Source organism: Chryseobacterium sp. VD8 (assembly GCF_037149975.1).
Classification (GTDB): Bacteria; Bacteroidota; Bacteroidia; order Flavobacteriales; family Weeksellaceae; genus Chryseobacterium; species Chryseobacterium indicum.
Map to the genome: position 1 here is coordinate 26,144 of NZ_JBBCQL010000004.1, position 26,203 is coordinate 52,346.

Consider the following 26,203-nt stretch of genomic DNA (forward strand, 5'->3'; position numbering starts at 1 on the left):
TAATACCAAAATCACAATTATGATAAACTTTACGCAAAAACAAGAAATCGACGAAATTTTAGATATACTTGGTGAAAACTTAAGTATTACCGAAACTCAGCATAATGCTGCTGTTCAAAGTTATAAGGCAGTTGGAAATTGGCTTACTAATGAAGAGTCTGAGCTAGCTCGTTATAGCCCCGTAATTAGTCCTCAAGGTTCATTTATTATTGGTACTACAATCCAATCAATTAATCCAGATGATGACATTGATCTTGATGTAGTTTGCGAATTAAACGGTAAAAGACCCGATTGGACGCAAAAAGATATTAAAGAGCTAGTCGGTGATCAACTCCGCAATCATAAAAAATATGAATCTATTCTAGATGATGAAGGGAGAAGATGCTGGACTTTAAAATACAGAGAAAATGGAAATCCTAATGAAAGATATCATATGGATATTCTTCCAGCTGTAAACACAACGGGATATTCAATTATTTTAGAAAAAGCATATTCAAATCTTAAAGACCAAAGCTATGAAGATTTGGTGTTGAGTATCACGGATAATGAGAGAATTCCCGAATATTTAACTTCTACAGAACCTGAAGAATGGTTGCAGAGTAATCCTTTTGGCTATGCTAAGTGGTTTATGAATATTGCGGATAACATAAAAGGTCAAAGAACAAAAATGTTTTCTTTAAACGAATCCGTTAATCCTACTCCTAAATATCAAAGTGAAAGATTGCCATTGCAAAGAGCTGTTCAATTACTGAAAAGACACCGTGATATAATGTTTCAGGATTATAGCGAAGATGATAAAAAGCAAAAACCAATTTCTTGCATCATTACAACATTAGCTGCAAAAGCTTATGATGGTGAAGATAATATATACGATGCATTATTAAACATCATCTATAAAATGGAAGATCATATTAAAGATGGATATGATGATAAACTAAAAAAATATGTAAAATGGATTTCCAACCCTACGAATGAAGCTGAAAATTTTGCTGACAGATGGGCTATTGAAGGATCGAAACGTGAACAGTTTTTTAACGATTGGCTAGCTAAACTAAAAGCAGATTTTGGAGGATTAGGTAATAATCTTAATAGAATGAATTTAAACGAATCCCTAATAAAATCTTTTGGGGAAGCCCCTGTAACTAAAACATTTTCTGATTTAGGAAATCGTCGCAGGGTATTAACAGAATCTGGTGGAAACTATATAGACAGAAAACAAGGTGTAGTTGGTGCAGCGGTAGCCGGACTTACAAATGTTGCAAAAGTTAGTAGTCATAATTTTCACGGGAATGAACAAAGCTAAGAAACTTACTATTTACAATCAGTTAGCAGGTCTCAAAAAAGATTTTGGTTTTGGAGAAAGTAAGATTATTAGTGGTAAAACACTCCAGTGGATAGGGATTTTAAAATCCTCACCTATTGGAGATGAATATAAAGTAAAACTTACTTATGAATTGGGGAAAAACCCTAATGTATTTGTGCTGGAACCAACACCATTAAAATTGGCAAAGGGCAAGACTTCTTTACCTCACGTATATGACCATAAAAAACAGCGTTTGTGTTTGTACTACCCAGATTGGAAGGAATGGAATAGCTCTAAATCTATTGCGCAAACAGTTATGATATGGGCAATAGAATGGTTATACCATTATGAATTATGGCTAATTACAGGTGGAGACTGGTTAGGTGGCGGAACAGTTCACGGAGCTACAAAAAAAGATATTATTAAAAATGAAACAAAAAACACAATATAAACAAACACCCATCGGTTTTATTCCCGCAGATTGGGAAGTGAAAAGGTTTGCTGAAGTATTTTATGTTTTTCCAACTGCTAGTTATTCAAGAGCAGATTTAACAAATTCTGATGAAACATTATATATGCATTATGGCGATATACACACGAAATATCATTTCCATATTGATGTTAATTCTGCGCAGTTACCAACAATACCCGTTGATAAAGTAAAGAACTATGAGTTTGTAAAGGAAGGAGATTTAATAATTAGTGATGCTTCTGAGGATTACGAAGGTGTTGGTAAAGCAATCGAGGTCGTTAATCTTGGAGAAAACAAAATGATTGCTGGTTTACATACTTTTCATCTAAGAGAAAAGACTCAGGTTTTTGCCAGATTATTCAAGGGATATGTAAGCTTACACGAAGATGTTGTAAAGCAGTATAGAAAAATGGCTACTGGAACTAAAGTTTATAGTATTTCAAAAGATAGTTTATTAAAAATTCAAATCCCACTTCCTCCACTTCCCGAGCAACAAAAAATTGCCGAAATCCTTTCAACTTGGGACAAAGCTATACAAGAAGTTCAACTTTTAATAAAAAAATTAGAAGTAAGAAATAAGGCGTTGGCGTTTTCGTTGTTGAGAGGTAAATTAGTTAACAAGATTTCTAAAAAAATATTATTAAGTAAATTCTTGACATTTACACCAAGAGAAATTGAAAAGCCAACTGAAAATTATCTTGCATTAGGTATTAGAAGCCACGGGAAAGGAATTTTTCATAAACCATATTCCGACCCGAAAGCAATATCAATGGATAAACTATACGAAGTGAAAGAAAATGATTTCATTGTAAATATCACTTTTGCGTGGGAACACGCTGTTGCTATTATCAGCAAGGAAGATGAAGGAGGTCTGGTTTCCCATCGTTTTCCAACCTATGTGATTGATCAAAAAACAGTTTCTGTTGAATTTTTTAGACATATTATTTTGCAACCATTCTTCAAGCAAATGTTGGATAACATTTCGCCTGGAGGCGCTGGACGTAATAGGGTTTTAAGCAAAAAAGATTTGTTGAAGTTAGAAATTTCAGTTCCTTCTCTGGAAGAACAGCATTCAATTGCAGAAATTTTAAACACTGCTCGCGAAGAACTGAAACAGCATCAAAAAGAATTAAAAGCCTTACAACAACAGAAAAGAGGCTTAATGCAGCAATTGTTAACTGGTAAACTAAGAACAATATGAGTGATAAAAAGTTTAGAGTGCTAAGTTTGGATGGTGGTGGTATCCGTGGTATTTTTCCAGCAGTAATTTTGAGCGAAATAGAAAAGGATCTAAAAGCTAAAGGATTAGAAAATTGGCAAATTTTTCAGAATGTAGATTTAATTTTTGGCACTTCTACAGGTGGTATTCTTGCATTAGCTCTATCGCTAGGTATCCCAGCAGAAGAAATTAAAGACCTTTACTTTAACAACGCTAAAAATATATTTGGTAATAAAAAAGGATTGCTAAAATGCATTAACCATTCTTCACACGATAGAGTTAATCTTAAAAGCTTATTGGAAGATGTATTTAAAAAATATCATAATATTTCCATTCCTAAACTCAAAGATTGTAAGGTTCCGGTTGGTGTGTCAATTTATGATTTAAGTATTGGAAAACCCTCTGTCCTTAAAAGCCTTTATCATCATAGGTTTACACGCGATCCTAATCTTCCATTATTAGATGCCGCCTTATCAACTTCATCGGCTCCTACATATTTTGATCCTTATTCCGGAAATATGTATAAAGATATGAAAGGAGATGTTCTGCAATTTAAAAATAAAGTAGATGGTGGAGTTTGGGCTAATAATCCAAGTTTAATTGCTTTGATTGAAGCTCAGAAAGCTTTTGATAAAGAGCTAATTGATATTAACTTGCTCTCAATTGGTACAGGTGAAAGAATATTTTTAGAACCTAATAGGGAAAATAAGTTTGGGATCTGGTATTGGATAAATAATAAGCGTAAAAGAATTATTGAGTTGTTTATGCAAGGTCAATCCCAACAAGTGGAAAATATATTAAGCTTATTAAAAAATGGTATTGATAGGCAAGAACCAGATAATTTCGCATACTTAAGGCTTAATACATTATTTAGAACTGAGCTGGAAAATATTGAAATGGATGAAACTGATATTGACAGGCTTAAAGATCTTGAGATTCGAGCATTAGAAGTTTACAATGAAAGCAAGGTCGAAATTTTTAAATTACTAAATATAAACCTATGAAAAATATTAAAAAATCATTTGAAAAATTTAAATCTGAATTATTATCAAAAGGGTTTTATGATATTTTCAAAGCAATTTTGATTTTTGTGGGAGGTTTATTGTCGACATATTTAATTAGCTTCTTTCCTTTCTTGAAAAAATTTTTAATTTCTGATGTTACGATGCCTATGTATTATATAATAACTTTAGGGGTACTCATTATTAGTCTTTCTTTTTTACTATTTAGGTATAAGTCAAGGCTGGATAATTTAATACGAGATAATAATCTTGATGAATTAACTGGCTTAAAAAACCATAAAGCATTGAAAATAGTATTAGAATCTTTAATTAGAGATTTTAAAGATAATACTAGTGTTATCCTAATTGATATTGACGATTTTAAATCCTTTAATACCAAATACGGTTATGGTGAAGCTGATTTAATATTAAAAAAGTTAGGTGGATTACTTGGAAGTGATAAAAGAGCAACAGATGAAACTTTCCGTTTCTTTCAAAGAGGTGATGAATTTGTTGTTATTGCAAAGGAAACAAATCTCGGACAAATTTTACAAGCAGCCGAACGCAAAAGAAAAATGGTTAGTAACAATATTTTTTCAGTTGGAGATAACAATCATCATCTTACTATTTGTTGTGGTGTAACGACTTTGAAAAAGGAGGATTCAATCGAAACTTTAACGAATAGAGTTTCTAAAGCTCTAGAAGAAGCCAAAAGTATAAAGGGTAAAAACAACACTAAATCAATTAGTTAATATGATACCGTCATACATAGATGACCACATCACCCAATAACCTGCGTTGCAAATGTTGATAAAATTTTATGTAACAAATATTAACTGGGAAGTGATAAAAGTGTAAAAAATAACCAAATCATAAAATTTAATAATTATGAAATATTTAGTATGGGATCTTAAACAACAATCAAGAGGAAACAGAGTTCAGATTACTCTAACTGGGAATGCGGCAAATGTTAGACTAATGGATAGCTCCAACTACAATAACTATAAAAATGGGAGAAATCACAGATATGTTGGAGGATTGGTAAAACGGTCACCTGTTACATTAGGAGTACCAAGTTCTGGTCATTATTTTTTAGTTGTAGATATGCAAGGATTACAAGGATCAACAAATGCGAGCGTAAGAGTTCTACCTAATCCCTTGCCTGAATATCGAGAAATTCCATTATCTTCAATTCCATCGCTAGTTAGAGGAAATGATATTGCAAACCAAGACTCAGAAGATGACAATTTAATTGATCACGATGTTTTTATCTCTCATGCTTCAGAAGATAAAGATGATGTTGTACGTCCATTGGCTATTGCATTGCGTAATTTAGGACTTTCTGTTTGGTATGACGAATTTGAATTGAAAATTGGCGATAGTCTAAGACGCAAGATAGACAAAGGCTTAGCAAGAAGTAAATTTGGAATTGTTGTATTATCTAGAAGTTTTATTAAAAAAGGATGGACTAATTATGAATTAGACGGAATAATGACAAGGGTCGTAGATGGGGAACAGGTTTTATTACCAATTTGGCACGAAATAACGAAGAAAGAAGTTGTAGAATACTCTCCTTCTCTTGCTGATAAATTGGCAAGAAATACATCAAGTAATACGGTTGAGGAAATAGCAGAAGAAATAGCAGGCTTGATTACAAAGTAATTATTAAGAACGATAGAAAAACTACAACAAAATCGCAAAAATAACATAGTAAAATATGCCAAACTTACATCAAATAAAAGCACTTCGAGAAAAATATACTTCAAATAGTGTAATCAAAAAAAGCGACATCAGGCTTCTTTCTGAAAATTTTAATAAGTCAAAAGTTGAAATAAAAAGTCTCTTTATTAGAAATAATGGCGATCAGGACTTAATTGAGTACTTTGAAAATCGAAAATCAGCCGAAGTAGTTTTATTGTTTATAGATATTGCAAGCTTTTCAACAAAATGTTCTTCACTAACTAACGAAACATTATCATTGTATTTAGATAACTATTATGACACTGTTATTAAAAGCATATATTATCATGGTGGAGAAATAGAAAAAATAATTGGAGATGGTATTATCTGTATATTTGGAGAACCTTTCTTAAATGATACTATTTCGAATTTGTTTAAAAAAGCTGATGCTTGTGCTAAAGATATAATTATAGAATTGAGGGAAACCACAAAAGAAGTAAAGATTGCTTTGCACCACGGTAAAATAATGTACTATAAAAATAAGTCAGAAAACTATCCTGAGTACACAATGATTGGAAAACCCTTGACTGAACTTTTCCGACTTGAAAGTATCGCCGAAAATAATTCAATTAATTTTTTCAATATTTCTCCATATCAAAACATGGAATGCAGTTCCGATGGAGTATATAAATATTCAAGAAATAACACTCACTCATATTGGAGAAAGTCCAATGCAAAAAATTTTGAACTACAAGGTGTTGAGTGGAAGTTTGTGAGAAACTTTACATGTACATATAAAACATAATGAGATGATTATAAAAGATTTTCTAGAAGAGATTTCTAGAGATATAGATGATTTCAGAGGTACTGAATTTGTTTATTCAGATTATAATGGCGTTCCCAATCGTAGTGATGCTGGTTTAACATTCGGTTATGGAGAAACGAAAAAAGGTAAAAAAATTAACACTTGCGTTTTATTTGTAGATATTCGGAATTCAGTTCAATTGACAGAGAAACATCAAAATATAACAATGGCTAAACTATATACCGTATTTACAAATGCAGTAATTAAAGCTGCAAAAAGATACAACGGACACATTAGAAATATTATAGGAGATAGGGTTATGGTTGTGTTTGAACCAGATAATTGTTTCGTTAATTCAGTTGATTGTGCTATTACGATTAATCATATTGCTGACATTATAAGTAAGAAGTTTATAGCAGGTTTCAAATGTGGAATTGGAATAGACTATGGAGAAATGAAAGTATTAAAAGTGGGCGTACGAAAACACGGTGTTGATGGAATTGAGCATCGAGGATTAGTTTGGACAGGAAAACCAGCAAATTATGCATCAAGATTAACAGATAGTGCAAATAAAGAAATAGAAAAAATTCAATTTGAAGTTAAGAAAAAACAGTATAATATCTTTAATCCTTTGCCTTTTCAGTTACCAAACATCTCGACAGAACGAACTGAAATACTTTCTTCGGAGCAGTTTTTAGAACAAGTTCAAAATTCTGAGGACGGAAAATTACAACTTGGCTTTTTTAATCAAGTTTTATCTTATAAAAAAATTGTAAATAAAGTTTCATTAGGTGCAATACTAATAAACGAAAAAGTGTTTTATGAATACAAAAAAGCAAGACCAACTTGCAATAGTATAGTAAATAGCTCGTGGAAAAAAATAACACCAAATGTTATCAAAGATATTTCTTACAACGTTTTTAGTGCAAATCTAATTTGGAAATTAAAATAATAAAAATATGGCAACAAAATACGAAGAACAATTACGCAATATATTTAACAATGTAAATGAATGGTTGAAATTTGCGGAAGCGAAAAATTTAGGATTATTAACTTTAGTTGCAGCGATTGATTTTGGATTCACGCAGATTAGCTTTTCTGAAGAGAGTGTTATAAAAACGATTGGTTGTTATGTATTTTTACCTATCACATTCTTTTCTTTCTTGTTTTCTCTACTTTCTGTTTTTCCAATATTATCAAAAATTGAAAAAGGTTATTTAGTTAAATCATTAATAACTAAATTAAGTAATCTAATAGATAAAGAAAAATCTTTTGAAAATATACATTTTTATGGTTACCTCCGTAACTTGGATGAATCGACTTTTGAAACTAAATTCTTAACTAAAGTAAATTCAACCGAGGTTTTCATACAATATGAGAAAGAGCTATCTACGCAAATTCTTTATAATTCGAGAATAACCTGGCTAAAATATCAACTTTTTAAAATTGGGGCTTTCTTTTTTCTTTTAGCTCTTATTGTTTCTATTATTCTACTACCTATTATTCATTTTTTTAAGTAATTATGACACCATCTTACATAGAAGACCACATCAGCCAATTACCAGCGTTGCAAATGCTGATAAAAATGGGCTATACCTATATTTCGCCAGACGAAGCCTTACAACTTCGTGAAGGAAGAAAAACCAATGTTTTGTTGAGAGATATTTTGAAAACGCAACTTCAAAAAATCAACAAAATTGAGTACAAAGGACAAACACACGAGTTTTCGGATACCAATGTAGAATTGGCGATTAACGAGCTGAAGGAACTTCCTATGCATTTAGGGTTCATTAATGCCAATCAGCATTTTTATGATCTCATTACACTCGGTAAAAGTTTTGAGCAAACCATTTCTGGAGACCGTAAAAGTTTTTCGTTCAAATACATCGATTGGGAAAATCCGGAAAACAACACGTTCCACGTTTCCGAAGAATTTGCCGTTACCCGTTCTCATCGTTCAGACACCTATCGTCCAGATATTGTGCTGTTCATTAATGGGATTCCAATGGTAGTAATAGAATGTAAATCCAACGCCATAAAATCTCCGGTAGAAGAAGGGATTTCGCAACACTTGAGAAACCAACAAGAAGACGGAATTCGGGATTTGTATGTGTATTCCAACTTATTGCTTTCATTGGCGGTAAGTGATGCCAAATATGCCACTACGGCTACTCCTGCCAAATTTTGGTCGGTTTGGAAAGAGAAATTCACCAATGCTAAAGAAGAAAACACATTCTATCAAAGTCTCCACGATCTAAAACAAGCTGAATTGCCCAAAGATTTTCATACTGAGGTTTTTAAAACAAGATATTGGAGTACCATCCGATATTTTCAAGAACTCGGAAAATTAGAATTGGCAGTTACCACACAAGACCAATTATTATATAGCATTTGCCATCCCAAACGCTTGTTAGAATTGGTGTTTCGTTTTATTCTTTTCGATGAAGGAATTAAAAAAGTAACCCGATATCAACAATATTATGGAATTACCAAAACCATCAAACAAATTGAAAAAACAGACCATAGTGGGAAAAGAAAAGGCGGTGTAATTTGGCACACCCAAGGAAGTGGAAAATCGCTCACAATGGTAATGCTTGCCCAACAAATTGCTTTGAGTAAAAAGATTAAAAATCCTAAAATCATTTTGGTAACCGACCGTGTAGATCTTAATACTCAGATAACAGAAACCTTTCAGAAATGTAATATTCCTGTTGAAGAAGCGGCAACGGGAAAACATTTAATAGAATTGTTGAAAAACAATTCGGATGCAGTCATTACCACCATCATTAATAAATTTAAAGCAGCAGTAAATCAAGAACCCGAAGGATTTAGTTCTTCCGAGATTTTTGTGTTGATAGACGAAGGACACCGCAGCCAATACAAAACATTCAATGTAAAAATGCAAAAGACTTTCCCAAATGGTTGTTTTATTGCATTTACAGGAACGCCTCTATTGAAGTCCGAAAAAAATACGGCGGATAAATTTGGTGGCGTAATAGATGAATACACCATAAAAGATGCGGTGGAAGATGGCGCAGTTGTGCCGCTGTTGTATGAAGGACGACACAATTCCATTACGGTAAACGAGAAACCTCTAGACAGCTTTTTCGATAAAATTTCAGAACCCTTAACAAAATATGGAAAAGCAGGACTAAAAAGAAAATACAGCTCCAAAAATGCGATTAACAAAGCCGATCAAGTTGTCTATGACAGAGCTTGGGACTTAAGTGAACATTTTGTTGGTTTTATCCAAAATACAGGATTTAAAGCACAATTGGTTGCACCCAATAAAACAACTGCCATTTTATACCGAAAATACCTGAATGAAATAGGAAAGATCACTTCTGAAGTTGTCATTTCTGCTCCAGATACAAGAGAAAATCACGAAGATGCTTTTGAAGAAAATGAAGATTTAGTACTTTCATTTTATAAATCAATGATGGATAAATACGGCACACAGGAAAAATATGAAAAATCCATCATCAATGCTTTTAAATATCAAGAAAATCCTGAGATTATTATTGTAGTAGATAAATTGCTTACGGGGTTTGATGCTCCCAAAAATAGAGTGTTATACTTAACGAGAAGTTTGAAAGAACATACTTTGTTACAAGCCATCGCAAGAGTAAATAGATTAGCAGAAGGTAAAGATTATGGTTTAATTGTAGATTATTATGGTAATTTAGAAAATCTTGACAAAGCCATAGAAATTTATTCAGGTTCAGACGAAATGAATCCTGATGATGTAAAAGGTTCTGTTACGAATGTGAAAGACATCATCAAAGATCTTCCACAAGTACATTCCGAAGTTTGGGATATTTTTTCTGTCATCAAAAATAAATACGATACAGAAGCCTATGCTATACATTTAGGAGATGAAGAGCAACGTCATCTTTTCTATGAAAAACTATCCAAATTCATCAGATTGTTTAGTTTGGCAATGGCAACTATTGAGTTTAATGATGTGAAAAATGATGCAGTTATTGAAAAATACAAAAAAGACAGCAAATTTTTTATTCAATTAAGAATAGATGTAAAACGCAGATATTTTGACCAAATAGACTATAAAGCCTATGAAGCTCAGGTTCAGAAATTAATAGACAAACACATCACCACCGATGGAGAAATATTAAAAATAACCGAGCCTATAGATATTTTTAATAAACAAGAGCGTGATAATGAAGTGGAAAAATTGATAGGTAAAGCAGCTAAAGCAGATCACATTGCAGCACGTACTTCAAAGGGAATAACCATAAAAATGGATGAAGACCCTATATTTTATAAAAAACTGTCTGAACTGATTAAAGAAACCATCCTAGATTATAAGCAAAGCCGAATAGATGAAACAGAATATCTCCATAAAATTAAAGATATTGAAGAACGCTTCCTAACGGGAAAACAAGACGATGCACCAGCAATAATTGAAGGAAACAAAATAGCGGTAGCATTTTATAATTTTATAAATGCGAAATTGTTTACATTTTTAGGAGATAGATTGCAATATGCTGAAATTGCTTTAAAAATTCAAGAATTAATAAAAAATATAACTAGAGAAAACAATAGAGCTATCGTTGACTGGAAGTTGAACAAAGAAATTGAAAAGCAAATTTGGAGTGAATTAGATGACTATTTTTATAGCTTATCATTGGAAATGGATCATCAAATTCCTTTTGATATTTTAGATGACTTTGTAGAAGAAGTGATAAAAATAGCTAAAAAGCAAATGGATTAGTGATGAAGATAGAATATAAGTACGGCAAGAAGAATATCGAAGCAGAAGTTATTTATTCCGACAGAAAGACGATGGATTTACGAGTTTTTCCAGAAGGTAATATCCAGATTACAGTTCCTAAAAATACATCAATAGAAAAAATTGTAGAAAAAGTAAAACCAAAATCTAAGTGGATTTTGCAACAACAACGCACATTTGAATTGTTCAGACCATTTACCAAAAAAAGATTATATATTCCTGGAGAAACCCATCGTTATCTAGGAAGGCAGTATAAATTGGTGATTAATAAAACGGAACAAAATAAAACCAATATTAATTTAGGGAAAGGTTTGTTTACCATCACAACTAAAAATGATAATATAGAACAAATCATTCAAAAATTTTATAAAAGCAAGGCGGATAGTGTTTTCAAAGAATTGCTAGATCAATTACTTTCTCAGTTTCCACAGTTTAATACTTATGACATAAGACTCACTCATCGGTTTATGAAAAAACGTTGGGGAAGTTGCTCAATGAATGGCAATATCATATTGAATACAGAGTTGATAAAAGCAAATAAGGCTTGTATAGAGTATGTTATCCTGCACGAGCTTTGCCATTTAATTCATCCCAATCATTCAAAAGATTTTTATAGAACATTAACCGAAGTATTACCTAGCTGGGAGAAAATAAAACTAAATCTGGAAAGAAGCCTGTCTTAAGTGTAAAATATAAAAAGAAATAATTAGCACCTAATTTAGCACCTAATAATAAAAAATCCTGTAAGCCAACATCTTACAGGATTTTTTGTGGAGTTGGAGGGATTCGAACCCTCGTCCAAACAAGCAATACATAAGCTTTCTACATGCTTATTCTGCTATTGATTTTCGACGGGAAGCAGAGAGCAGACACCCAACTTCCGGCTTATCTTCTGAGGTTTTCGAGCTTTAGCCGAAGCGTCCAAAGCCTTATTTCCGCATTCCTATATCCCAGAATCAAACGCCGCAGAACAGAGCATTTGTGGAATATCTTGCTTCCCTACTAACATCTTCGGGAAAACGCTTGATCTACTATACTTCGATATTAAGCTGCAAGAGCGAACTCTTCGTTGCCAGTTAAAATTTTGTAGCAAGGGATTATAGAGATCGCGCTACGGTTCTCTGCATGCTTACTTACCCATTGGTCTTGCTGTCGAAACCAGTCAACCCCATGAATAAAGTGAATGCAAAGATAACACTTTTATTCAAATTCAGTTCACATTCTTTCAGTCATTTTAAAAATGGAATTTCAAGGTGTTTTTTATTTGGAGCTTTCTCCTGCTTTCCGTTGCAATTCCTCATTGCGCGGCTCCGCTTCGCTCCGCCGCTCCATTCCGGGATTTTCTCTTCAATCAGGGCTAGGATAGAAGTGGGTAGTATAAATGATAGTCAGAGAAAAACTTTCAGCAAAGAACAAAAGTCTGAACAGCAAAAAAACTCTCAAAAAAACAAAAAGTGCCGGAAAAAAAACGACACTTCTATAATTCATCTAATTTCTCTCCTCAATCTCAATCTCAGCCTTAATCTCAACCTCAACCTCATCAATCCCTGTTTTTCAGCAGAATCCATCCCGAAAGCTGAACAGGCTTTTTAATGATTTTATCTTCCCATTGTAATTTATACCAATAGGTTCCGGTTGGAAGAGGTCTTCCGATGTATTTTCCGTCCCAGATTGGTGTTTTGGTGGTCGGTCGGAAAACTTCTTTTCCGTATCTGTCAAAAATCCCGCCTTCAAAATTTCCATATTTGCTAATCTCGCTGAAGTCAATCACATCGTTGCTTCCGTCGCTGTTCGGAGTGATAACGTTTGCCATAAAGAAGGTGTAATATTCTGCGGTGGTATCGCAGGTTGCCCCTCTGTTTCTTACCCTTATCGAATATTTCGTATTTTTTAGCACCTGAAAAGTGTTGGAAGCCTGCCAAGTTACGCCTCCGTCTATGGAATACTCTATAGGTACATTGCCATTATTTTGTACAACAATCGTTAAAAAAGGATCTTTGTAAGTTATTTCTTTAATTTGAGGAGTAACAATATATCCTACCGTTGCGGTAAAGGTCTTAGAGCAGACTCCATTACTGATGGTAACAGAATAGGTTCCTGGTGTGTCCACATTGATGGTTTGAGAAGCAGCTCCGGTATTCCACGAATAAGAATAATTCGGTCCGCTTCCTGCATCCAGAATACCTTTGTCACCTTTACAGATTTCGATATTTTTCAGAGTAGAAACAATTTCTGGAACAACCGTGATGGTAATCGTAGCAGGAGTCGTTGCAGAACAGCCGTTTGTTCCGATTCCTGTTACCGTATAAGTTGTAGTGGTTGTCGGGGAAACAATCTGCGTGTTGCCGTTTCCTGTTAATCCCGTCCATGTGTACGTTGCGGCACCCATCGCCGTAAGAGCAATAGACTCACCTTTACAAATTGATAGTTTAGGAGCTGAAACGCTTATGATCGGCGGTGTGATATTCTTAATGACCGTTACTGAACCTTGTTTCACACATCCGTTGGAAGTCGGGCTCGTAATCGTTAAAGTATAAGTTCCCGCATTATTCACTACCGGAGTTAAGGTATTGGCGCCTGAAACAATATTTCCACCTCCTGTAGCGATCCATAAAAACGTTGCCCCCGGTTGGTATACAGACGCTGTAGCATTTAAAGTAACCTGAGAATTTGTACAGTTAATTTCTGAAGGAGTATTAATGTTTACTATAATAGCAGGATCCATCGTAACGGTTGCCGATTTTGTGTACTGACAGCCGTTGGGAGTGGTCACGGTCACGGTATAAGTTCCTGATGCGGTTACCGCTGTGTTAGCCGTTGTTGATCCGTTAGACCATGAAAATGTATTTCCTGTTCCGTTTGCTGTAGCCGTTAAAGTGGTTGATGTTCCTTCGCAGAAATTTAAATTCCCGGAAATCTGAACATTCGGATCAGTTCCCTGAGTTATTATCACCGAAACAGGATCGCTTGTGCAGGTTCCGTTATTATAGGTTAAAGTGTAGGTTCCCGGAGTTGATACGGTGATCGACTGTGTTGTTGCGCCGTTAGACCATGTATTTCCTGTTGCTGAACTTGAGGTTAAAGTAACAGCATTATTGTTACAGATGACATTCGATGAAGCAGTAATCGTCGGAACAGGTTTTATATTAACAATTAATTGTAATTCTGCTATTTTCGAACAAGAGCCGGATTTCACCAAGACATAAATAGTAGTGTTTCCTGAAGTATATGCCGAAGGATTTGCAATGGTATTGCTGTTTCCTGCCAATGCATCCACCTGATTCAGGTAGTAGCTGAAAGTTACCCCCGTCGTTGTACTAATATTGGGTTGTGCCGATATTAAATTAAAAGTTGCCGTACTATTATTTGAACATAAGCTAAATGACGAATTTTGTACAACAGGCACAGCCCCCTGAACTACTGTCACGGATTTTGTGTACTGGCAGTTCGCAGGAGTTTGTACTGTAACCGTATAAGTTCCTGGCGCAGAAACTGAAATTGAATTTCCTATGGCACCTGTAGACCATGAATATGTGTTTCCTGTTCCGTTGGATGTTGCTGTAAGTGTTGTCGGAGATCCGCACACAATTAAATTTCCTGTAATCTGAGGATTAGGATCACTTTCTGCGGTTAATGTTACCGAAACCGGTGCGCTTGTACACGTTCCGTTGGTGTTGGTTAAGGAATAAGTTCCTCCGGATGTAACCGTAATAGATTGCGTTGTCGCTCCGGTAGACCATGTATTTCCGTTCGGAACACTTGATGTGAGCGTTACATTTCCACCGAAACAGATCGTTGAAGATGAACTGGTAATTGTAGGAGACGCAAGCTGAGTTACATTGAGCTGAAGCGAAACGACTTTTGAGCACGTTGCAGTTTTCACTCTTACATAAATTGTTGCGTTTCCTGATGTGTAAGCGGTCGGGGTTGCGATGGTATTTGTATTTCCGGCAATTGCATCTGCCTGATTTACATAATAATCAAAAGTAACTCCCGAAGTCGTGCTGATGTTAGGCTGAGCCGTTGTTAAATTAAAAACTGCTGTGCTTGTACTGGAGCAGTTGGTTAAAGTGGCATTCTGAGCAACGGGAACAGTTCCCTGTACAACGGTTACAGATTTAGGGTATTGGCAGTTTGCCGAAGTTTTCACTGTTACGGTGTATGTTCCCGGTGTGGTTACAGTAATTGTAGGAGTGGTAGCTCCTGTAGACCATAAATAGGTGTTTCCTGTTCCGGTTGAGGTTGCGCTAAGTGTCGTGGAAGTATTTTCGCACAATGTCAGATTTCCTGTGATCTGCACATTCGGATCCGTGTCCTGAGTGATGGTAACCGAAGCTTGTGGGCTTGTGCAAACTCCGTTGCTGCTGGTTAGGGTGTAGGTCCCTGGTGTATTTACCGTGATAGACTGGGTTGTAGCTCCTGTAGACCATGTGTTTCCGGTAGCGTTACTTGATGTTAGTGTAATATTTCCGCCTGGGCAGAGTTTTGTTGCAGATGCAGTAATAGATGCAGTTAAACTTTTGTCTTTAAAAACTATGGCATTTGTCTGTTTGCAGGAATTGATGGAACTGTTAGGATTGTTGGGATCCTGATAGCTTATATTATAATAATAGGTATTGCCTGTATTTACAGTAATAGGTGCTGTGATCGGGTTGCTTCCTGTTGCAGCATTGTTTGCTGTGCTGTAATATGAAACGAAAAAATTAGAATTTCCGTTTAGTATCCCGGGAGATAATGTACTGAAATTAAAAGTTGCAGAACTTCCGCAGATATTTATTTCTCTTGGAGAGCCTGGAGTAGGTCCAGGGTTTCCGGGAGGAACAAAAGGGTTGGGTGCAAGTGTTGAATTGGTAAAAGGTGAAACAAAAGTTGCAGTTCCGCCCCAGGTTAGATTAAAAGTGTAAACCGACGGAGACCAGTTATCTATATATAAGTAATACGTCTGTCCTGCCAAAACATCCATGTATTTACAATAAGGATCTGTATTTCCGGCACCGGATGAAGTGTTGGTATTGGTCATGTTCATTCCGGTATTAACGTAATATCCTGAAGCATTACATCTTACTGGAGTTCCTCTGTTGGAACATGTGACATTTGGTCCGTAAATCGCCCAGTCATAATCTACCGGTCCTGTGGGAACCAGATCAAAAGTAAGGGTTCCGCTGGTAGCTATTGTAAACTTATACCAAACTGAATGATTTTCGTATGAGAGACATCCTCCCAGAGTTTCATTGATGTTTCCTATTCCTACGGGAGTATAATTTATGCCTGAATTTCCGCAGACTGTAATGGCAGAAATACAATCTTCCTGTGAAAACACGAAACCGGAAAAGAATATAAAAATAGAAAAGAGTAATTTTTTAAGCATTGTGAAGGGAATATGAATATGGTTTTACTCAGAATAAAATCAGGATCCGGAATTTGCCAGAGATAAAGCAAAATCTACTACAATTAAGAGTTATGGAAATGTGGGCATAGCTGTTTGGATTTAAACAATTTAATATTATTTACAAAAATAAATAAATAAGTATGTAAAAGTATATAATTTATTAAATAATTATTTATAAATAAACATAAATTATTATAAAATTATTGTTAAATGTCAGTTTTATTAAGCTTTTTCAAAATCTGAATTCATTTACTTTGAATGTTTTATTCAATAAAGTTTTGTGGTTTAATAAATAATGTTTATTTTTGCAATCCAAAATGAGATGTAATATATGTTAATAATTCCAGTAAAAGACGGAGAGTCTATCGACAGAGCATTAAAAAAATATAAAAGAAAATTTGATAAAACTGGTACAGTTCGTCAGTTAAGAGCTAGACAACAGTTTATCAAGCCTTCTGTAACTTTAAGACAAGCTAGATTAAAGGCTGCTCACAAGCAAAGAAATCTTAGCAAAGAAGAACAGGCTTAAGAATTTTCTTACCCACATACTAAATTCACTCTTTAAATGTTTATATTTGAAGAGTGAATTTTTTGTTTTTATATACTAAATGATGCTGGACAAATTCCTGGAATATTTACAATTCGAGAAGAGATATTCTCCTCACACCATTACAAGCTACCGAAAAGATCTTGAAGACTTCTCCCGTTTTTACATGAAAACAGAATCTTCAGAAGATATTTCAAAAGCGGACAAAAAAATTATCAGAAATTTTATCGTTGAATTAAGTGAAAATGATATTTCCAAACGAAGTATCAACAGAAAATTGTCTTCTCTTCGCAGCTTTTATTTATTTCTGCTAAAAATTGGCGAAATAAAAGTCTCTCCCACAGAAAGTATTTCTTCATTAAAATTTTATCCCGAAAAACAGATCCCGATGTCAAAAGAAGAAATGCAAAAGCTTAGTGATCAGGTTTTTGAAGAAATTCAGGATGTTTTGCATAAATGCATTGTGGAGGTTCTTTACCAGACAGGAATCCGGAAAGCAGAGCTTTGTGGTATGACTTTTGAAAATGTAAATCTCAGCGGAAACGAACTGAAAATAATAGGAAAGGGAAACAAAGAAAGATATATTCCCATCTCCGGAGAGCTTTCGGATCTGCTGAATCGTTATTTGAAAATAAGGAAACCGCTGCCTGAACATGATTTATATTTTTTTGTCAATACCAAAGGCAAAAAACTCACTGAAAAATTTGTTTATGTGGTCGTTAATAAGTACCTTAGTCTTATAACAACAAAAGAAAAAAGAAGTCCTCACATCCTTCGTCACAGCTTTGCTACACACGTTTTGGATAATGGGGCAGAGATCTCTAAAGTAAAAAAAATATTAGGACATTCCAGTCTTGCAAGTACTCAAGTCTATACGAATGCTAATATTGAACAATTGAAAAAAGTGTTTAATCGGGCTCATCCAAGAGCTTCAAAAAATGACGAATTATGAAGATCACAGTACAATCAATTGGTTTAACTCCACACGAACCACTAGAATCACACATTGAAAAAAAAGTAAGCAAACTGGATACTTTTTATGACAAAATTCAGGAGTGTAAAATATTCTTAAAAGTAGAAAACAACTCGGATAAAGCAAACAAAACGGCCGAGATTATTCTGGCGGTTCCGGGAGACGATATCGTAGTAAAGAAAACCTCTACAACTTTTGAAGAAAGTTTAGACCTATGCGTTGATACTGCTAAAAAGCTATTAATCAAGAAAAAAGAAATGGCTTAGGAAAAAAAGTTAAAAAAAGTTATTAAAAAATTTGAGAATTCAAAAAATCCGTTCTATATTTGCACTCGCAAAAAGGGAACAGCGATCTTTTGAATTCTTTTTTAATAATGCTTCCATAGCTCAGTTGGCCAGAGCACGTGATTTGTAATCTCGGGGTCGTGGGTTCGAATCCCTCTGGAAGCTCAATTAATATAAAATATCTGGGGAGATTCCAGAGTGGCTAAATGGGACTGACTGTAACTCAGTTGCTTCGGCTTCGTAGGTTCGAATCCTGCTCTCCCCACATTTTATATTAGAAAAAAGTTGCATAAATAAAGGATTTTCCTTAAGTTTGCACAGCGTTACCAATAATTTTGGAAACAAAATTGCGGAAGTAGCTCAGTTGGTAGAGCGTCAGCCTTCCAAGCTGAATGTCGCGGGTTCGACCCCCGTCTTCCGCTCGAATATCACACTCTTAAAAAGCGTGATTTTTTTTACTACTGAAATGATGTAGAGTAGAGTTTCTCACAGCGTTCAGTCCATGTATTAAAATGCTTCCATAGCTCAGTTGGCCAGAGCACGTGATTTGTAATCTCGGGGTCGTGGGTTCGAATCCCTCTGGAAGCTCAATTTAATATAAAATATCTGGGGAGATTCCAGAGTGGCTAAATGGGACTGACTGTAACTCAGTTGCTTCGGCTTCGTAGGTTCGAATCCTGCTCTCCCCACATTTTATATTAGAAAAAAGTTGCATAAATAAAGGATTTTCCTTAAGTTTGCACAGCGTTACCAATAATTTTGGAAACAAAATTGCGGAAGTAGCTCAGTTGGTAGAGCGTCAGCCTTCCAAGCTGAATGTCGCGGGTTCGACCCCCGTCTTCCGCTCAATAAAAATCACGCTTTCCGGTGTGATTTTTTAGTTTAAGCCGACTTAGCTCAGCGGTAGAGTGCTTCCTTGGTAAGGAAGAGGTCACGGGTTCAAGTCCCGTAGTTGGCTCTCATTTCATCCCGATGTCTTCGGGATTTTTTTATGTCTGAATTTCGTCTGAAATTTTAAAAACTTTCGGGAAAATTAAAAATAGTGATCCTTACCTTATAGATTCTGTTAAACACTCTGCATAAAAAGCAATTCGAATTTATTTTATTTTCAGGATAAAAATTTTCGGAAGCAGTCAATACAAATCTTAAAATTCAATTAAAAGTAATTCCTGCACTTTTGAATTCCTTTACAATCACCAAAAATTTCGTTACATTCGTATAAAATAATTTTCGATGAATATTCTTTTATTGGAAGACGATTTAATTCTTTCCGCGGAACTTTGCAAATTTCTGGAGTCAAATAATTTTACATGCGACAAGATTTATGATGGGGAAACATTTCTTCGCCAGATCAGGAACAGTTCCTACGATTTGTATCTTCTGGACATCAATGTTCCGAAAATTAACGGACTGGACGTTTGTCAGACCATCCGTTCTTTCGATAAAAATACACCCATTATCATTATTTCTGCTTACGGAGACCTTTCTGATAAAAAAGATGCCTTTACACGTTTGGCGGATGATTATCTGGTAAAACCGTTTCAATTTGAGGAATTATTGCTGCGTATCAATTCTCTGCTGAGAAGAAAAACACCTTCTGAAAATATGGATCAGGAAATTATCAGGATTGATGATCTCATTGTGAATAAAACTCAACAGAAAGTCTATCGTGGCGGAAATGAAATCAGTCTTACCCTGAAGGAATTTCAGTTGTTGGTTTATCTTGCGGAAGCGCAGGGAAGAACGGTTTCCAAACAGCAGATTACAGAACACGTCTGGGAACATAACTTTAATACCAATACCAATACTGTAGAAGTCTACATCAATTTTTTGCGTAAAAAGATCGATAAAGATTTTAAAGTAAAACTTATCCACACCCGATCGGGTTTCGGATATTATTTAAGCCCGTTATAGAATGTCTCTAAAAAGGAAGATCGCACTTAATCTCAGTATTGCCTTTTCATTGCTTTTCGGTATTGTGATGGTAGTCATTTATATGTCTTTTAATGATTTCCGAAGAGAAGAATTCAAAGAAAGATTCAGGCAGAGACTGGAGTTCACTTCTCATTTTATTGCCAAGTCTAAAGATTTTGAAGAAGAAGCTCCCATTTTTTTTAATGAAAATTCAGATAACATTCTTTTAAACGAAACCATATTAATTTTCAACGGGCAGAAAGAACTGATCTACAGTACCATTAAAGACCGTAATGTGACCTGGGATAATGATCTTCTTAAAGAGCTTGACGAAAAAAAAGTAATCTATTCCGAAAAAACAGTTCCCGAAATTTATGCGGCATTAAGAACCATCAACGGCGAAAAATATTATATTTTAACAAGTGCTTTAGATTCCAACGGAAAATCCAAACTGGAATATCTTAAATATCTTTTAATAACGGCTTATGTGATGAGTGCCCTTCTCATTGGCTTCTTCAGTTATTATTTCATGGGGCAGTTTCTAAAACCTCTGGAAGATCTTAATCAGGAAATTTCTGAAGTTACGGCTCATAAATTAACAACCCAAATCCCGGTTCGTAATTCTAATGATGAGATTGATGTTCTCGCCAAATCCTTCAATACAATGATCGGAAGATTAGACGATGTTTTTCAGTCGCAGAAAGATTTTACCGCAAGTGCTTCCCACGAAATACGGACTCCCATCACCAGAATGGCTTTTCAACTTGAAAATTTAATAAAATTCGGAGAGCATTCTCCTGAAACTTTATCATCTTTGCAGCAGATTCAAAGGGATGTGTATCAGCTTTCAGATCTTACCAATTCACTTTTGCTGCTTACCAAATTCGACAGGGAAAACATCCAGAGCATTTATGAAGAAGTAAGAATTGATGAAGTTATTTTTGAATCTTTTGAGGCGGTTGAAAAAAGCTACCCCAAATTGAAACTGGATTTTCTGATCTCCGAAGATACTTCTGAAGATGCACTTTTAACCATTAAAGGAATTCAGTCTTTACTCGATATTGTTTTCATCAACTTATTTAAAAATGCAGCCATCTATTCCGATGATGTGGAAGTGGATGTACTGATTAAAGAAAATGATGAACATCTGATTGTTGACGTCATTTCCCACGGAAATACCATTCCGAAAGAAGAACAGGCAAAACTTTTTGAAGCCTTTAAAAGAGGAAAAAATTCTCAGAATATTTCAGGTTCCGGATTGGGTTTAAGAATTGTTAAACGAATTCTCGAATATCACGGCGCACAAATTATCTATACTTCTCCGGCAGATCTCCTCAATAAGTTCAGTGTGATTTTTGTGAAATAATTTTTTAAATTAATCTAAAAACATTTACGTAATTCGGTTCTTGCGAACGAAAATATTCCCCAAAATTTTAAATAAATCTTTGCAAACTTAGCTTTTACATGAACTCAATTAATACTATAATCGGCTCGTAACTTGATTTAAATGAGATGATTATATGTTGCTGCTTAACAAATTTAATTTTTTTTTAAGCATTCTTTAAGAGTATTTTAATAGCAGAAAGGCATTTTTGTATCATAAAATCAATAAAATGAACAAATTTGCAGGGCTGTTCATCGTCATTTCCTCATTCATGATGGCACAACAGCAAATGTCGCTTCGGGATTGCGAAGAAGCTTTCCAGAAGAACAATTTACAACTGCTCGCCGAACAGTACAACATTAATATGGCTGATGCAGATATTTTGCAGGCTAAAATCTGGGAACTTCCGCAGTTGAGCGGACAAATTAACGCATACAACCCCGAAGACAGAAAAGTTTTCGATTTCGGACACGCAAAAGGAGCGCAGGTCACTCAATTAATTTACATGGGGGGCAAAAAGAAGAATGAAATTGCCTTCGCAAAATCCAATAAAGAACTGGCGCAGCTTCAGTTTGCTCAGCTTTTGGTAGATCTCAAATCCCAGCTTCGTTCCACTTATTTTGATCTTTACTACGAAAAACTAAAACTCGACAATACCAATAAGCAATTGGGTTACATGAACGATCTTCTGGCTGCCTACAAAATACAGTCTGCCAAAGGAAATGTTTCGCTGAAAGATGAAGTCCGATTACAGAGTATTGTCATTCAGCTAAATAACGACAAAGTCGGAATCAATAAAAATATTCTTGAATTTGAACAGGCTCTGAAACTTCTTACAGGAGTCACCGAAGATATAGAACCACAGCTTTCCGATTCCGAAGCGAAAGAAATTCTTGCCGCTCAGCCTTTTGGCGACGAAACGGAACTTCAGAAAAAAGCACTCGAAAACAATGCCGATTATCAATATAATTTAAAATTAATCGACAACAGTAAGCTGTATGCGCAATGGCAGAAATCTTTAAACGTTCCCGATCTTAATCTTGGAGCAGGGTGGGACCAGAATGGCGGAACTTTCAAAAATGAAGTCAATCTGATGGTCGGAATTCCTCTTCCACTTTGGAAATCCAATAAAGGAAATGTGGATAAAGCTAATTTTGCCATTCAGCAGAACCAGAAAAATGCAGAATTTCAGAAGCTGAATCTCGAAACAAAAGTACAGTCGGCTTACAAAATCTGGAAAACAAAATACGATCAGCTCAGTCAGATTAAATCTACCGATCTTAATAATATGGAACTGGTCTATAACGGGATGCTGAATAATTTCAGAAAAGGAAACATCAGTCTTATTGAATTTACAGACTTTATGGACAGTTACCGCGAAACGGCACTTCAGATTTACGATATGAAAAATGGGATCATGCAGTCTGCAGAACAATTGAATCAACTAGTACAAACGAAAATTTTCTATTAAACATGAAAAATTATATAATTCCGGTAATGATTACCCTGTCTGTTTTATCTTGCTCCAAAAAAGAGGAAGAAGCAAAACCGCAGGCAAAAAAAGGTTTTGAACTGAGCAACACGATGCTGAATTCAATCGATTTAGCAAAAGTTGAAAAGAAATATATAGAAGACGATTACAATTTCTACGGAAAGATTTCGGCAGACAAAAACAGCTACATCGATGTCTATCCTTTGGTCGGCGGAAATGTTTTAAGCGTTAATGTTGAACTGGGCGATCATGTAACCAAAGGTCAGGTTCTCGCCACCATACGAAGTACAGAATTGGCGGAAGTGCAGAAAGATGTGAGTGATGCAAAAACAGATTTAGTCGTTGCCCAGAACAATCTTCGCGTTGCCAAAGAAATGTACGAAGGAAAACTGAATACCGAAAGAGACGTTCTGGAAGCCAAAAGCCAGCTTCAGAAAGCCCAGGATCAGTTGCAGCGGGCAAGTGCAGTGAGTACAGTGTATAATGTAAAAAAAGGAAATATCTACAGTGTGGTTGCGCCAATCAGCGGATATATTGTTCAGAAAAACATCAATAAAGATATGCAGCTCAGAAGCGACCGAAGCGATAATATTTTTGATGTCGCCAATACCACCAACGTTTGGGCAATCATGAACGTTAACGAATCTGATATTGATAAAATCAGTCTCGGAATGAAAGCGCAGGTTTCCACATTATCGTATCCGGATAAAGTTTTTGACGGGAAAATTGATAAAATTTTTAAAATCATCGATCCTCAAACCAATGCGATGCAGGCGAGAGTAGTGCTTGATAACCAGAATGGATTATTGATTCCGGAAAGTAAAGCAACGATAAAAGTAACAAGTTCGGAGAATAAAACAGCACTTACAGTTCCTTCCAAAGCCGTGATTTTTGATGATAACAGAAGTTTTGTGGTGATTTATAAATCCAGAACCGATGTAAAAGTGAAAGAAATAAAAGTCCTGAAACAGGTAGGAGACATTACCTATGTTTCCGAAGGTTTATCCGAAGGAGAACAGGTAATCACAAACAATCAGTTGTTGATTTACCGCTCTTTGAATAGCTGATTTTATTTAAACCATTAAGATTTTAATTAAGAAATTAAGTTGAATTAAGAAAATATCTGAAGATATTTTAGACATCGGTTTTTAAAATCGTTTATAAGTCACCTAATAATTCTTAACTCTTAATGGTTAAAATCAAAAGATCTTCGCTGAGTGAATAGTTTATGCTGAGCTTGTCGAAGCACCTTTGCAAACTTAAAAACATATGGTTTGTCAAAAAAGCTTCGCGCTCCTTGCGTTAAAAACAAAAGAAAATAAATTCAACGACTTTTTTAGGTCAAAAAAAATCCATCATGAACAAATTCATTAAAAATATCATTGCTTTTTCGTTAAAAAATAAGGCATTCACCTTTATTTGGGTAGCGATTCTGGCGGTTTCGGGATTCATAAGTTTCAAAAATATGCCTATTGAAGCCTTTCCCGATGTTACCAATACCCAGATTGTCATCATCACCCAATGGAACGGACGAAGTGCCGAAGAAGTAGAACGTTTCGTTACCACGCCTATTGAACTCGCAATGAGTCCCGTTCAGAAGAAAACCAGTGTAAGAAGTACCACGATGTTCGGACTTTCCATTGTTAAAATTCTCTTTGACGATGGAGTAGACGATATTTTTGCCAGAAATCAGGTCAATAATCAGCTTCGGACCGTGAGTCTTCCCGATGAAGTGGATCCCGAAGTTCAACCGCCTTACGGACCGACCGGAGAAATTTTCAGATACACTTTACAAAGCAAAACCAAAGATTCCAGAGAACTGTTAACCTTACAAAACTGGGTAATCGACCGTGCGTTGAGAGGAGTTCCCGGTGTTGCAGACATCAACGTTTTCGGAGGTCAGGACAAAGTGTTCGAATTAAGCATCGATCCGAGAGCTTTAGATAAATACAATCTTACACCGCTTCAGGTCTATGATGCTGTTACAAAAAGTAATTTGAATGTCGGTGGTGATGTTATAGAGAAAAACGGACAGGCGTATGTTGTACGTGGAATCGGTTTGGTGAAATCTGTTGCCGATATCGGAAATATTACCATCCAGAACGACAGCGGAAACCCTGTTCTTGTTAAAAATGTTGCTGAAGTACACGAAAGTTCGATGCCGAGAGTAGGACAGTCGGGACTCAATCATCAGGAAGATACTGTTGAAGGAATTGTCGTGATGCGGAAAGGAGAAAATCCGCGTGAAGTTTTGGTCGGTGTAAAAGCAAAAATTAAAGAACTCAATGAAAAAGTGCTTCCGAAAGATGTAAAAATGGTCACTTTTTATGACCGTGATAATCTGATGGATTTCACCACGCACACCGTAATGCACAACCTTATTGAAGGAATTGTTCTGGTTACGGTAATCGTCTTGATTTTCATGGCAGACTGGAGAACAACGCTTATTGTATCCATCATCATTCCTTTATCCTTATTGTTTGCGTTTTTATGTTTGAAACTCGCGGGAATGAGCGCAAATTTACTTTCACTCGGAGCAGTAGATTTCGGAATTATCATCGACGGAGCGGTCGTCATGGTCGAGGGACTTTTTGTGATGCTCGATCATAAAGCCCACAAATACGGTGATGAAAAATTCAATAAACTGGCAAAAGCAGGCTGGATCAAACAGACGGGAACAGGTCTTGGAAAAGCAATTTTCTTTTCAAAACTCATCATCATTACTTCCCTGATCCCGATTTTTTCATTTCAGAAAGTAGAAGGAAAAATGTTTTCACCATTGGCATTTACGTTAGGTTTTGCTTTAATGGGCGCTTTAATTTTTACGTTAACGCTCGTTCCGGTGCTTTCGCACATCCTTTTAAATAAAAATGTAAAGGAGAAGAATAATCCGTTCGTGAATTTCTGGGACAGAATTGTGTTGAAAGGATTCAATTTTACCTTTAAACATAAAAAACTCAGTTTAATTGTTTCTTTGTCATTTTTAGCCG

Annotated in this window: 20 protein-coding genes, 7 tRNA genes and 1 other RNA gene; 26 read left to right on the forward strand and 2 right to left on the reverse strand. The window is 35.3% G+C overall.

From position 1 onward, the window contains the following. The first annotated feature begins 19 nt into the window (after window positions 1-19). From WFK35_RS00915 to WFK35_RS00965, 11 genes are all read left to right on the forward strand, one after another. The gene (locus WFK35_RS00915) at window positions 20-1,303 is read left to right on the forward strand and encodes a nucleotidyltransferase domain-containing protein (RefSeq protein ID WP_336730942.1); all 1,284 of its coding nucleotides are present in this window, start codon (window positions 20-22) and stop codon (window positions 1,301-1,303) included. Further along, a complete protein-coding gene (locus tag WFK35_RS00920) occupies window positions 1,290-1,754 on the forward strand; it encodes a hypothetical protein (RefSeq protein WP_336730944.1) in 465 nt (154 codons plus the stop codon). The genes WFK35_RS00915 and WFK35_RS00920 overlap by 14 nt, the downstream gene beginning before the upstream one ends. Beyond that, on the forward strand, window positions 1,732-2,976 hold the full coding sequence (locus tag WFK35_RS00925; RefSeq protein WP_336730945.1) for a restriction endonuclease subunit S: 1,245 nt from the start codon (window positions 1,732-1,734) through the stop codon (window positions 2,974-2,976). Before WFK35_RS00920 ends, WFK35_RS00925 begins: the two co-directional genes overlap by 23 nt. Continuing rightward, window positions 2,973-3,998: a CBASS cGAMP-activated phospholipase gene (locus tag WFK35_RS00930; protein ID WP_336730948.1), complete on the forward strand. Its 1,026-nt coding sequence runs from the start codon at window positions 2,973-2,975 to the stop codon at window positions 3,996-3,998. The genes WFK35_RS00925 and WFK35_RS00930 overlap by 4 nt, the downstream gene beginning before the upstream one ends. Next, the gene (locus WFK35_RS00935; RefSeq protein ID WP_336730950.1) at window positions 3,995-4,747 is read left to right on the forward strand and encodes a GGDEF domain-containing protein; all 753 of its coding nucleotides are present in this window, start codon (window positions 3,995-3,997) and stop codon (window positions 4,745-4,747) included. The genes WFK35_RS00930 and WFK35_RS00935 overlap by 4 nt, the downstream gene beginning before the upstream one ends. A 136-nt stretch (window positions 4,748-4,883) precedes the next feature. After that, complete coding sequence (locus tag WFK35_RS00940; protein WP_336730952.1) at window positions 4,884-5,657, forward strand: DUF1883 domain-containing protein; 774 nt, start codon at window positions 4,884-4,886, stop codon at window positions 5,655-5,657. Window positions 5,658-5,712: 55 nt separating this feature from the next. Next, window positions 5,713-6,480 carry an adenylate/guanylate cyclase domain-containing protein gene (locus WFK35_RS00945; RefSeq protein WP_336730954.1) on the forward strand — a complete coding sequence of 256 codons (768 nt, stop codon included), beginning with the start codon at window positions 5,713-5,715 and terminating at the stop codon, window positions 6,478-6,480. A gap of 4 nt (window positions 6,481-6,484) precedes the next feature. Beyond that, window positions 6,485-7,432, forward strand: coding sequence for an adenylate/guanylate cyclase domain-containing protein (locus WFK35_RS00950; protein WP_336730956.1), 948 nt, complete (start codon window positions 6,485-6,487; stop codon window positions 7,430-7,432). Window positions 7,433-7,439: 7 nt separating this feature from the next. Continuing rightward, window positions 7,440-8,000 (forward strand): Pycsar system effector family protein, encoded by a 561-nt coding sequence (locus WFK35_RS00955; protein WP_336730958.1) that lies wholly within the window; start codon window positions 7,440-7,442, stop codon window positions 7,998-8,000. Window positions 8,001-8,002: 2 nt separating this feature from the next. Beyond that, the gene (locus WFK35_RS00960; RefSeq protein ID WP_336730959.1) at window positions 8,003-11,212 is read left to right on the forward strand and encodes a type I restriction endonuclease subunit R; all 3,210 of its coding nucleotides are present in this window, start codon (window positions 8,003-8,005) and stop codon (window positions 11,210-11,212) included. A 2-nt stretch (window positions 11,213-11,214) separates the two neighbouring features. Continuing rightward, the gene (locus WFK35_RS00965; protein WP_336730961.1) at window positions 11,215-11,913 is read left to right on the forward strand and encodes a M48 family metallopeptidase; all 699 of its coding nucleotides are present in this window, start codon (window positions 11,215-11,217) and stop codon (window positions 11,911-11,913) included. An 85-nt stretch (window positions 11,914-11,998) separates the two neighbouring features. Here WFK35_RS00965 and ssrA read toward each other — a convergent pair. Further along, window positions 11,999-12,400: a transfer-messenger RNA gene (ssrA, locus tag WFK35_RS00970) on the reverse strand. A 370-nt stretch (window positions 12,401-12,770) separates the two neighbouring features. Further along, window positions 12,771-16,598 carry a T9SS type B sorting domain-containing protein gene (locus tag WFK35_RS00975; RefSeq protein WP_336730963.1) on the reverse strand — a complete coding sequence of 1,276 codons (3,828 nt, stop codon included), beginning with the start codon at window positions 16,596-16,598 and terminating at the stop codon, window positions 12,771-12,773. A 352-nt stretch (window positions 16,599-16,950) separates the two neighbouring features. Here WFK35_RS00975 and rpsU point away from each other — a divergent pair, with 352 nt between their 5' ends. From rpsU to WFK35_RS01050, 15 genes are all read left to right on the forward strand, one after another. Further along, the gene (gene rpsU, locus WFK35_RS00980) at window positions 16,951-17,148 is read left to right on the forward strand and encodes a 30S ribosomal protein S21 (RefSeq protein WP_062697349.1); all 198 of its coding nucleotides are present in this window, start codon (window positions 16,951-16,953) and stop codon (window positions 17,146-17,148) included. A gap of 82 nt (window positions 17,149-17,230) precedes the next feature. Continuing rightward, entirely contained in the window at window positions 17,231-18,118 is an 888-nt protein-coding gene (locus WFK35_RS00985; RefSeq protein ID WP_214591003.1) for a tyrosine-type recombinase/integrase, read from the forward strand. Then, window positions 18,115-18,405 carry an HPF/RaiA family ribosome-associated protein gene (locus WFK35_RS00990; RefSeq protein ID WP_214591002.1) on the forward strand — a complete coding sequence of 97 codons (291 nt, stop codon included), beginning with the start codon at window positions 18,115-18,117 and terminating at the stop codon, window positions 18,403-18,405. Before WFK35_RS00985 ends, WFK35_RS00990 begins: the two co-directional genes overlap by 4 nt. A gap of 109 nt (window positions 18,406-18,514) precedes the next feature. Continuing rightward, a tRNA-Thr gene (locus WFK35_RS00995) sits at window positions 18,515-18,588 on the forward strand. Between the two features lie 19 nt (window positions 18,589-18,607). After that, window positions 18,608-18,688: transfer RNA gene (locus tag WFK35_RS01000), tRNA-Tyr, on the forward strand. Between the two features lie 84 nt (window positions 18,689-18,772). Next, window positions 18,773-18,845: transfer RNA gene (locus tag WFK35_RS01005), tRNA-Gly, on the forward strand. A 92-nt stretch (window positions 18,846-18,937) separates the two neighbouring features. Beyond that, window positions 18,938-19,011 (forward strand) — tRNA-Thr (locus tag WFK35_RS01010). A gap of 20 nt (window positions 19,012-19,031) precedes the next feature. Beyond that, window positions 19,032-19,112: transfer RNA gene (locus tag WFK35_RS01015), tRNA-Tyr, on the forward strand. 84 nt (window positions 19,113-19,196) lie between these two features. Beyond that, a tRNA-Gly gene (locus tag WFK35_RS01020) sits at window positions 19,197-19,269 on the forward strand. Between the two features lie 40 nt (window positions 19,270-19,309). Further along, window positions 19,310-19,381, forward strand: a tRNA-Thr gene (locus WFK35_RS01025). 275 nt (window positions 19,382-19,656) lie between these two features. After that, the gene (locus WFK35_RS01030; RefSeq protein WP_336730965.1) at window positions 19,657-20,337 is read left to right on the forward strand and encodes a response regulator transcription factor; all 681 of its coding nucleotides are present in this window, start codon (window positions 19,657-19,659) and stop codon (window positions 20,335-20,337) included. Between the two features lies 1 nt (window position 20,338). Further along, window positions 20,339-21,703 carry an ATP-binding protein gene (locus WFK35_RS01035; protein ID WP_336730966.1) on the forward strand — a complete coding sequence of 455 codons (1,365 nt, stop codon included), beginning with the start codon at window positions 20,339-20,341 and terminating at the stop codon, window positions 21,701-21,703. Window positions 21,704-21,950: 247 nt separating this feature from the next. After that, entirely contained in the window at window positions 21,951-23,192 is a 1,242-nt protein-coding gene (locus tag WFK35_RS01040; protein WP_336730967.1) for a TolC family protein, read from the forward strand. Between the two features lie 2 nt (window positions 23,193-23,194). Beyond that, the gene (locus tag WFK35_RS01045; RefSeq protein WP_336730969.1) at window positions 23,195-24,280 is read left to right on the forward strand and encodes an efflux RND transporter periplasmic adaptor subunit; all 1,086 of its coding nucleotides are present in this window, start codon (window positions 23,195-23,197) and stop codon (window positions 24,278-24,280) included. 290 nt (window positions 24,281-24,570) lie between these two features. Continuing rightward, the coding region (locus WFK35_RS01050) for an efflux RND transporter permease subunit (protein WP_336730970.1) at window positions 24,571-26,203 on the forward strand (1,633 nt) is incomplete at its 3' end.

Bases quoted from the DNA above. Each gene is read 5' to 3' on its own strand.
- WFK35_RS00935 (WP_336730950.1), top strand. From the start codon at position 3,995: ATGAAAAATATTAAAAAATCATTTGAAAAATTTAAATCTGAATTATTA.
- WFK35_RS00940 (WP_336730952.1), top strand. From the start codon at position 4,884: ATGAAATATTTAGTATGGGATCTTAAACAACAATCAAGAGGAAACAGA.
- WFK35_RS00925 (WP_336730945.1), top strand. From the start codon at position 1,732: ATGAAACAAAAAACACAATATAAACAAACACCCATCGGTTTTATTCCC.
- WFK35_RS00915 (WP_336730942.1), top strand. From the start codon at position 20: ATGATAAACTTTACGCAAAAACAAGAAATCGACGAAATTTTAGATATA.
- WFK35_RS00990 (WP_214591002.1), top strand. From the start codon at position 18,115: ATGAAGATCACAGTACAATCAATTGGTTTAACTCCACACGAACCACTA.
- WFK35_RS00985 (WP_214591003.1), top strand. From the start codon at position 17,231: ATGCTGGACAAATTCCTGGAATATTTACAATTCGAGAAGAGATATTCT.
- WFK35_RS00965 (WP_336730961.1), top strand. From the start codon at position 11,215: ATGAAGATAGAATATAAGTACGGCAAGAAGAATATCGAAGCAGAAGTT.
- WFK35_RS01035 (WP_336730966.1), top strand. From the start codon at position 20,339: ATGTCTCTAAAAAGGAAGATCGCACTTAATCTCAGTATTGCCTTTTCA.
- WFK35_RS01040 (WP_336730967.1), top strand. From the start codon at position 21,951: ATGAACAAATTTGCAGGGCTGTTCATCGTCATTTCCTCATTCATGATG.
- WFK35_RS00920 (WP_336730944.1), top strand. From the start codon at position 1,290: ATGAACAAAGCTAAGAAACTTACTATTTACAATCAGTTAGCAGGTCTC.
- WFK35_RS00945 (WP_336730954.1), top strand. From the start codon at position 5,713: ATGCCAAACTTACATCAAATAAAAGCACTTCGAGAAAAATATACTTCA.
- rpsU (WP_062697349.1), top strand. From the start codon at position 16,951: ATGTTAATAATTCCAGTAAAAGACGGAGAGTCTATCGACAGAGCATTA.
- WFK35_RS00975 (WP_336730963.1), bottom strand. From the start codon at position 16,598: ATGCTTAAAAAATTACTCTTTTCTATTTTTATATTCTTTTCCGGTTTC.
- WFK35_RS00960 (WP_336730959.1), top strand. From the start codon at position 8,003: ATGACACCATCTTACATAGAAGACCACATCAGCCAATTACCAGCGTTG.
- WFK35_RS01030 (WP_336730965.1), top strand. From the start codon at position 19,657: ATGAATATTCTTTTATTGGAAGACGATTTAATTCTTTCCGCGGAACTT.
- WFK35_RS00930 (WP_336730948.1), top strand. From the start codon at position 2,973: ATGAGTGATAAAAAGTTTAGAGTGCTAAGTTTGGATGGTGGTGGTATC.
- WFK35_RS00955 (WP_336730958.1), top strand. From the start codon at position 7,440: ATGGCAACAAAATACGAAGAACAATTACGCAATATATTTAACAATGTA.
- WFK35_RS00950 (WP_336730956.1), top strand. From the start codon at position 6,485: ATGATTATAAAAGATTTTCTAGAAGAGATTTCTAGAGATATAGATGAT.
- WFK35_RS01045 (WP_336730969.1), top strand. From the start codon at position 23,195: ATGAAAAATTATATAATTCCGGTAATGATTACCCTGTCTGTTTTATCT.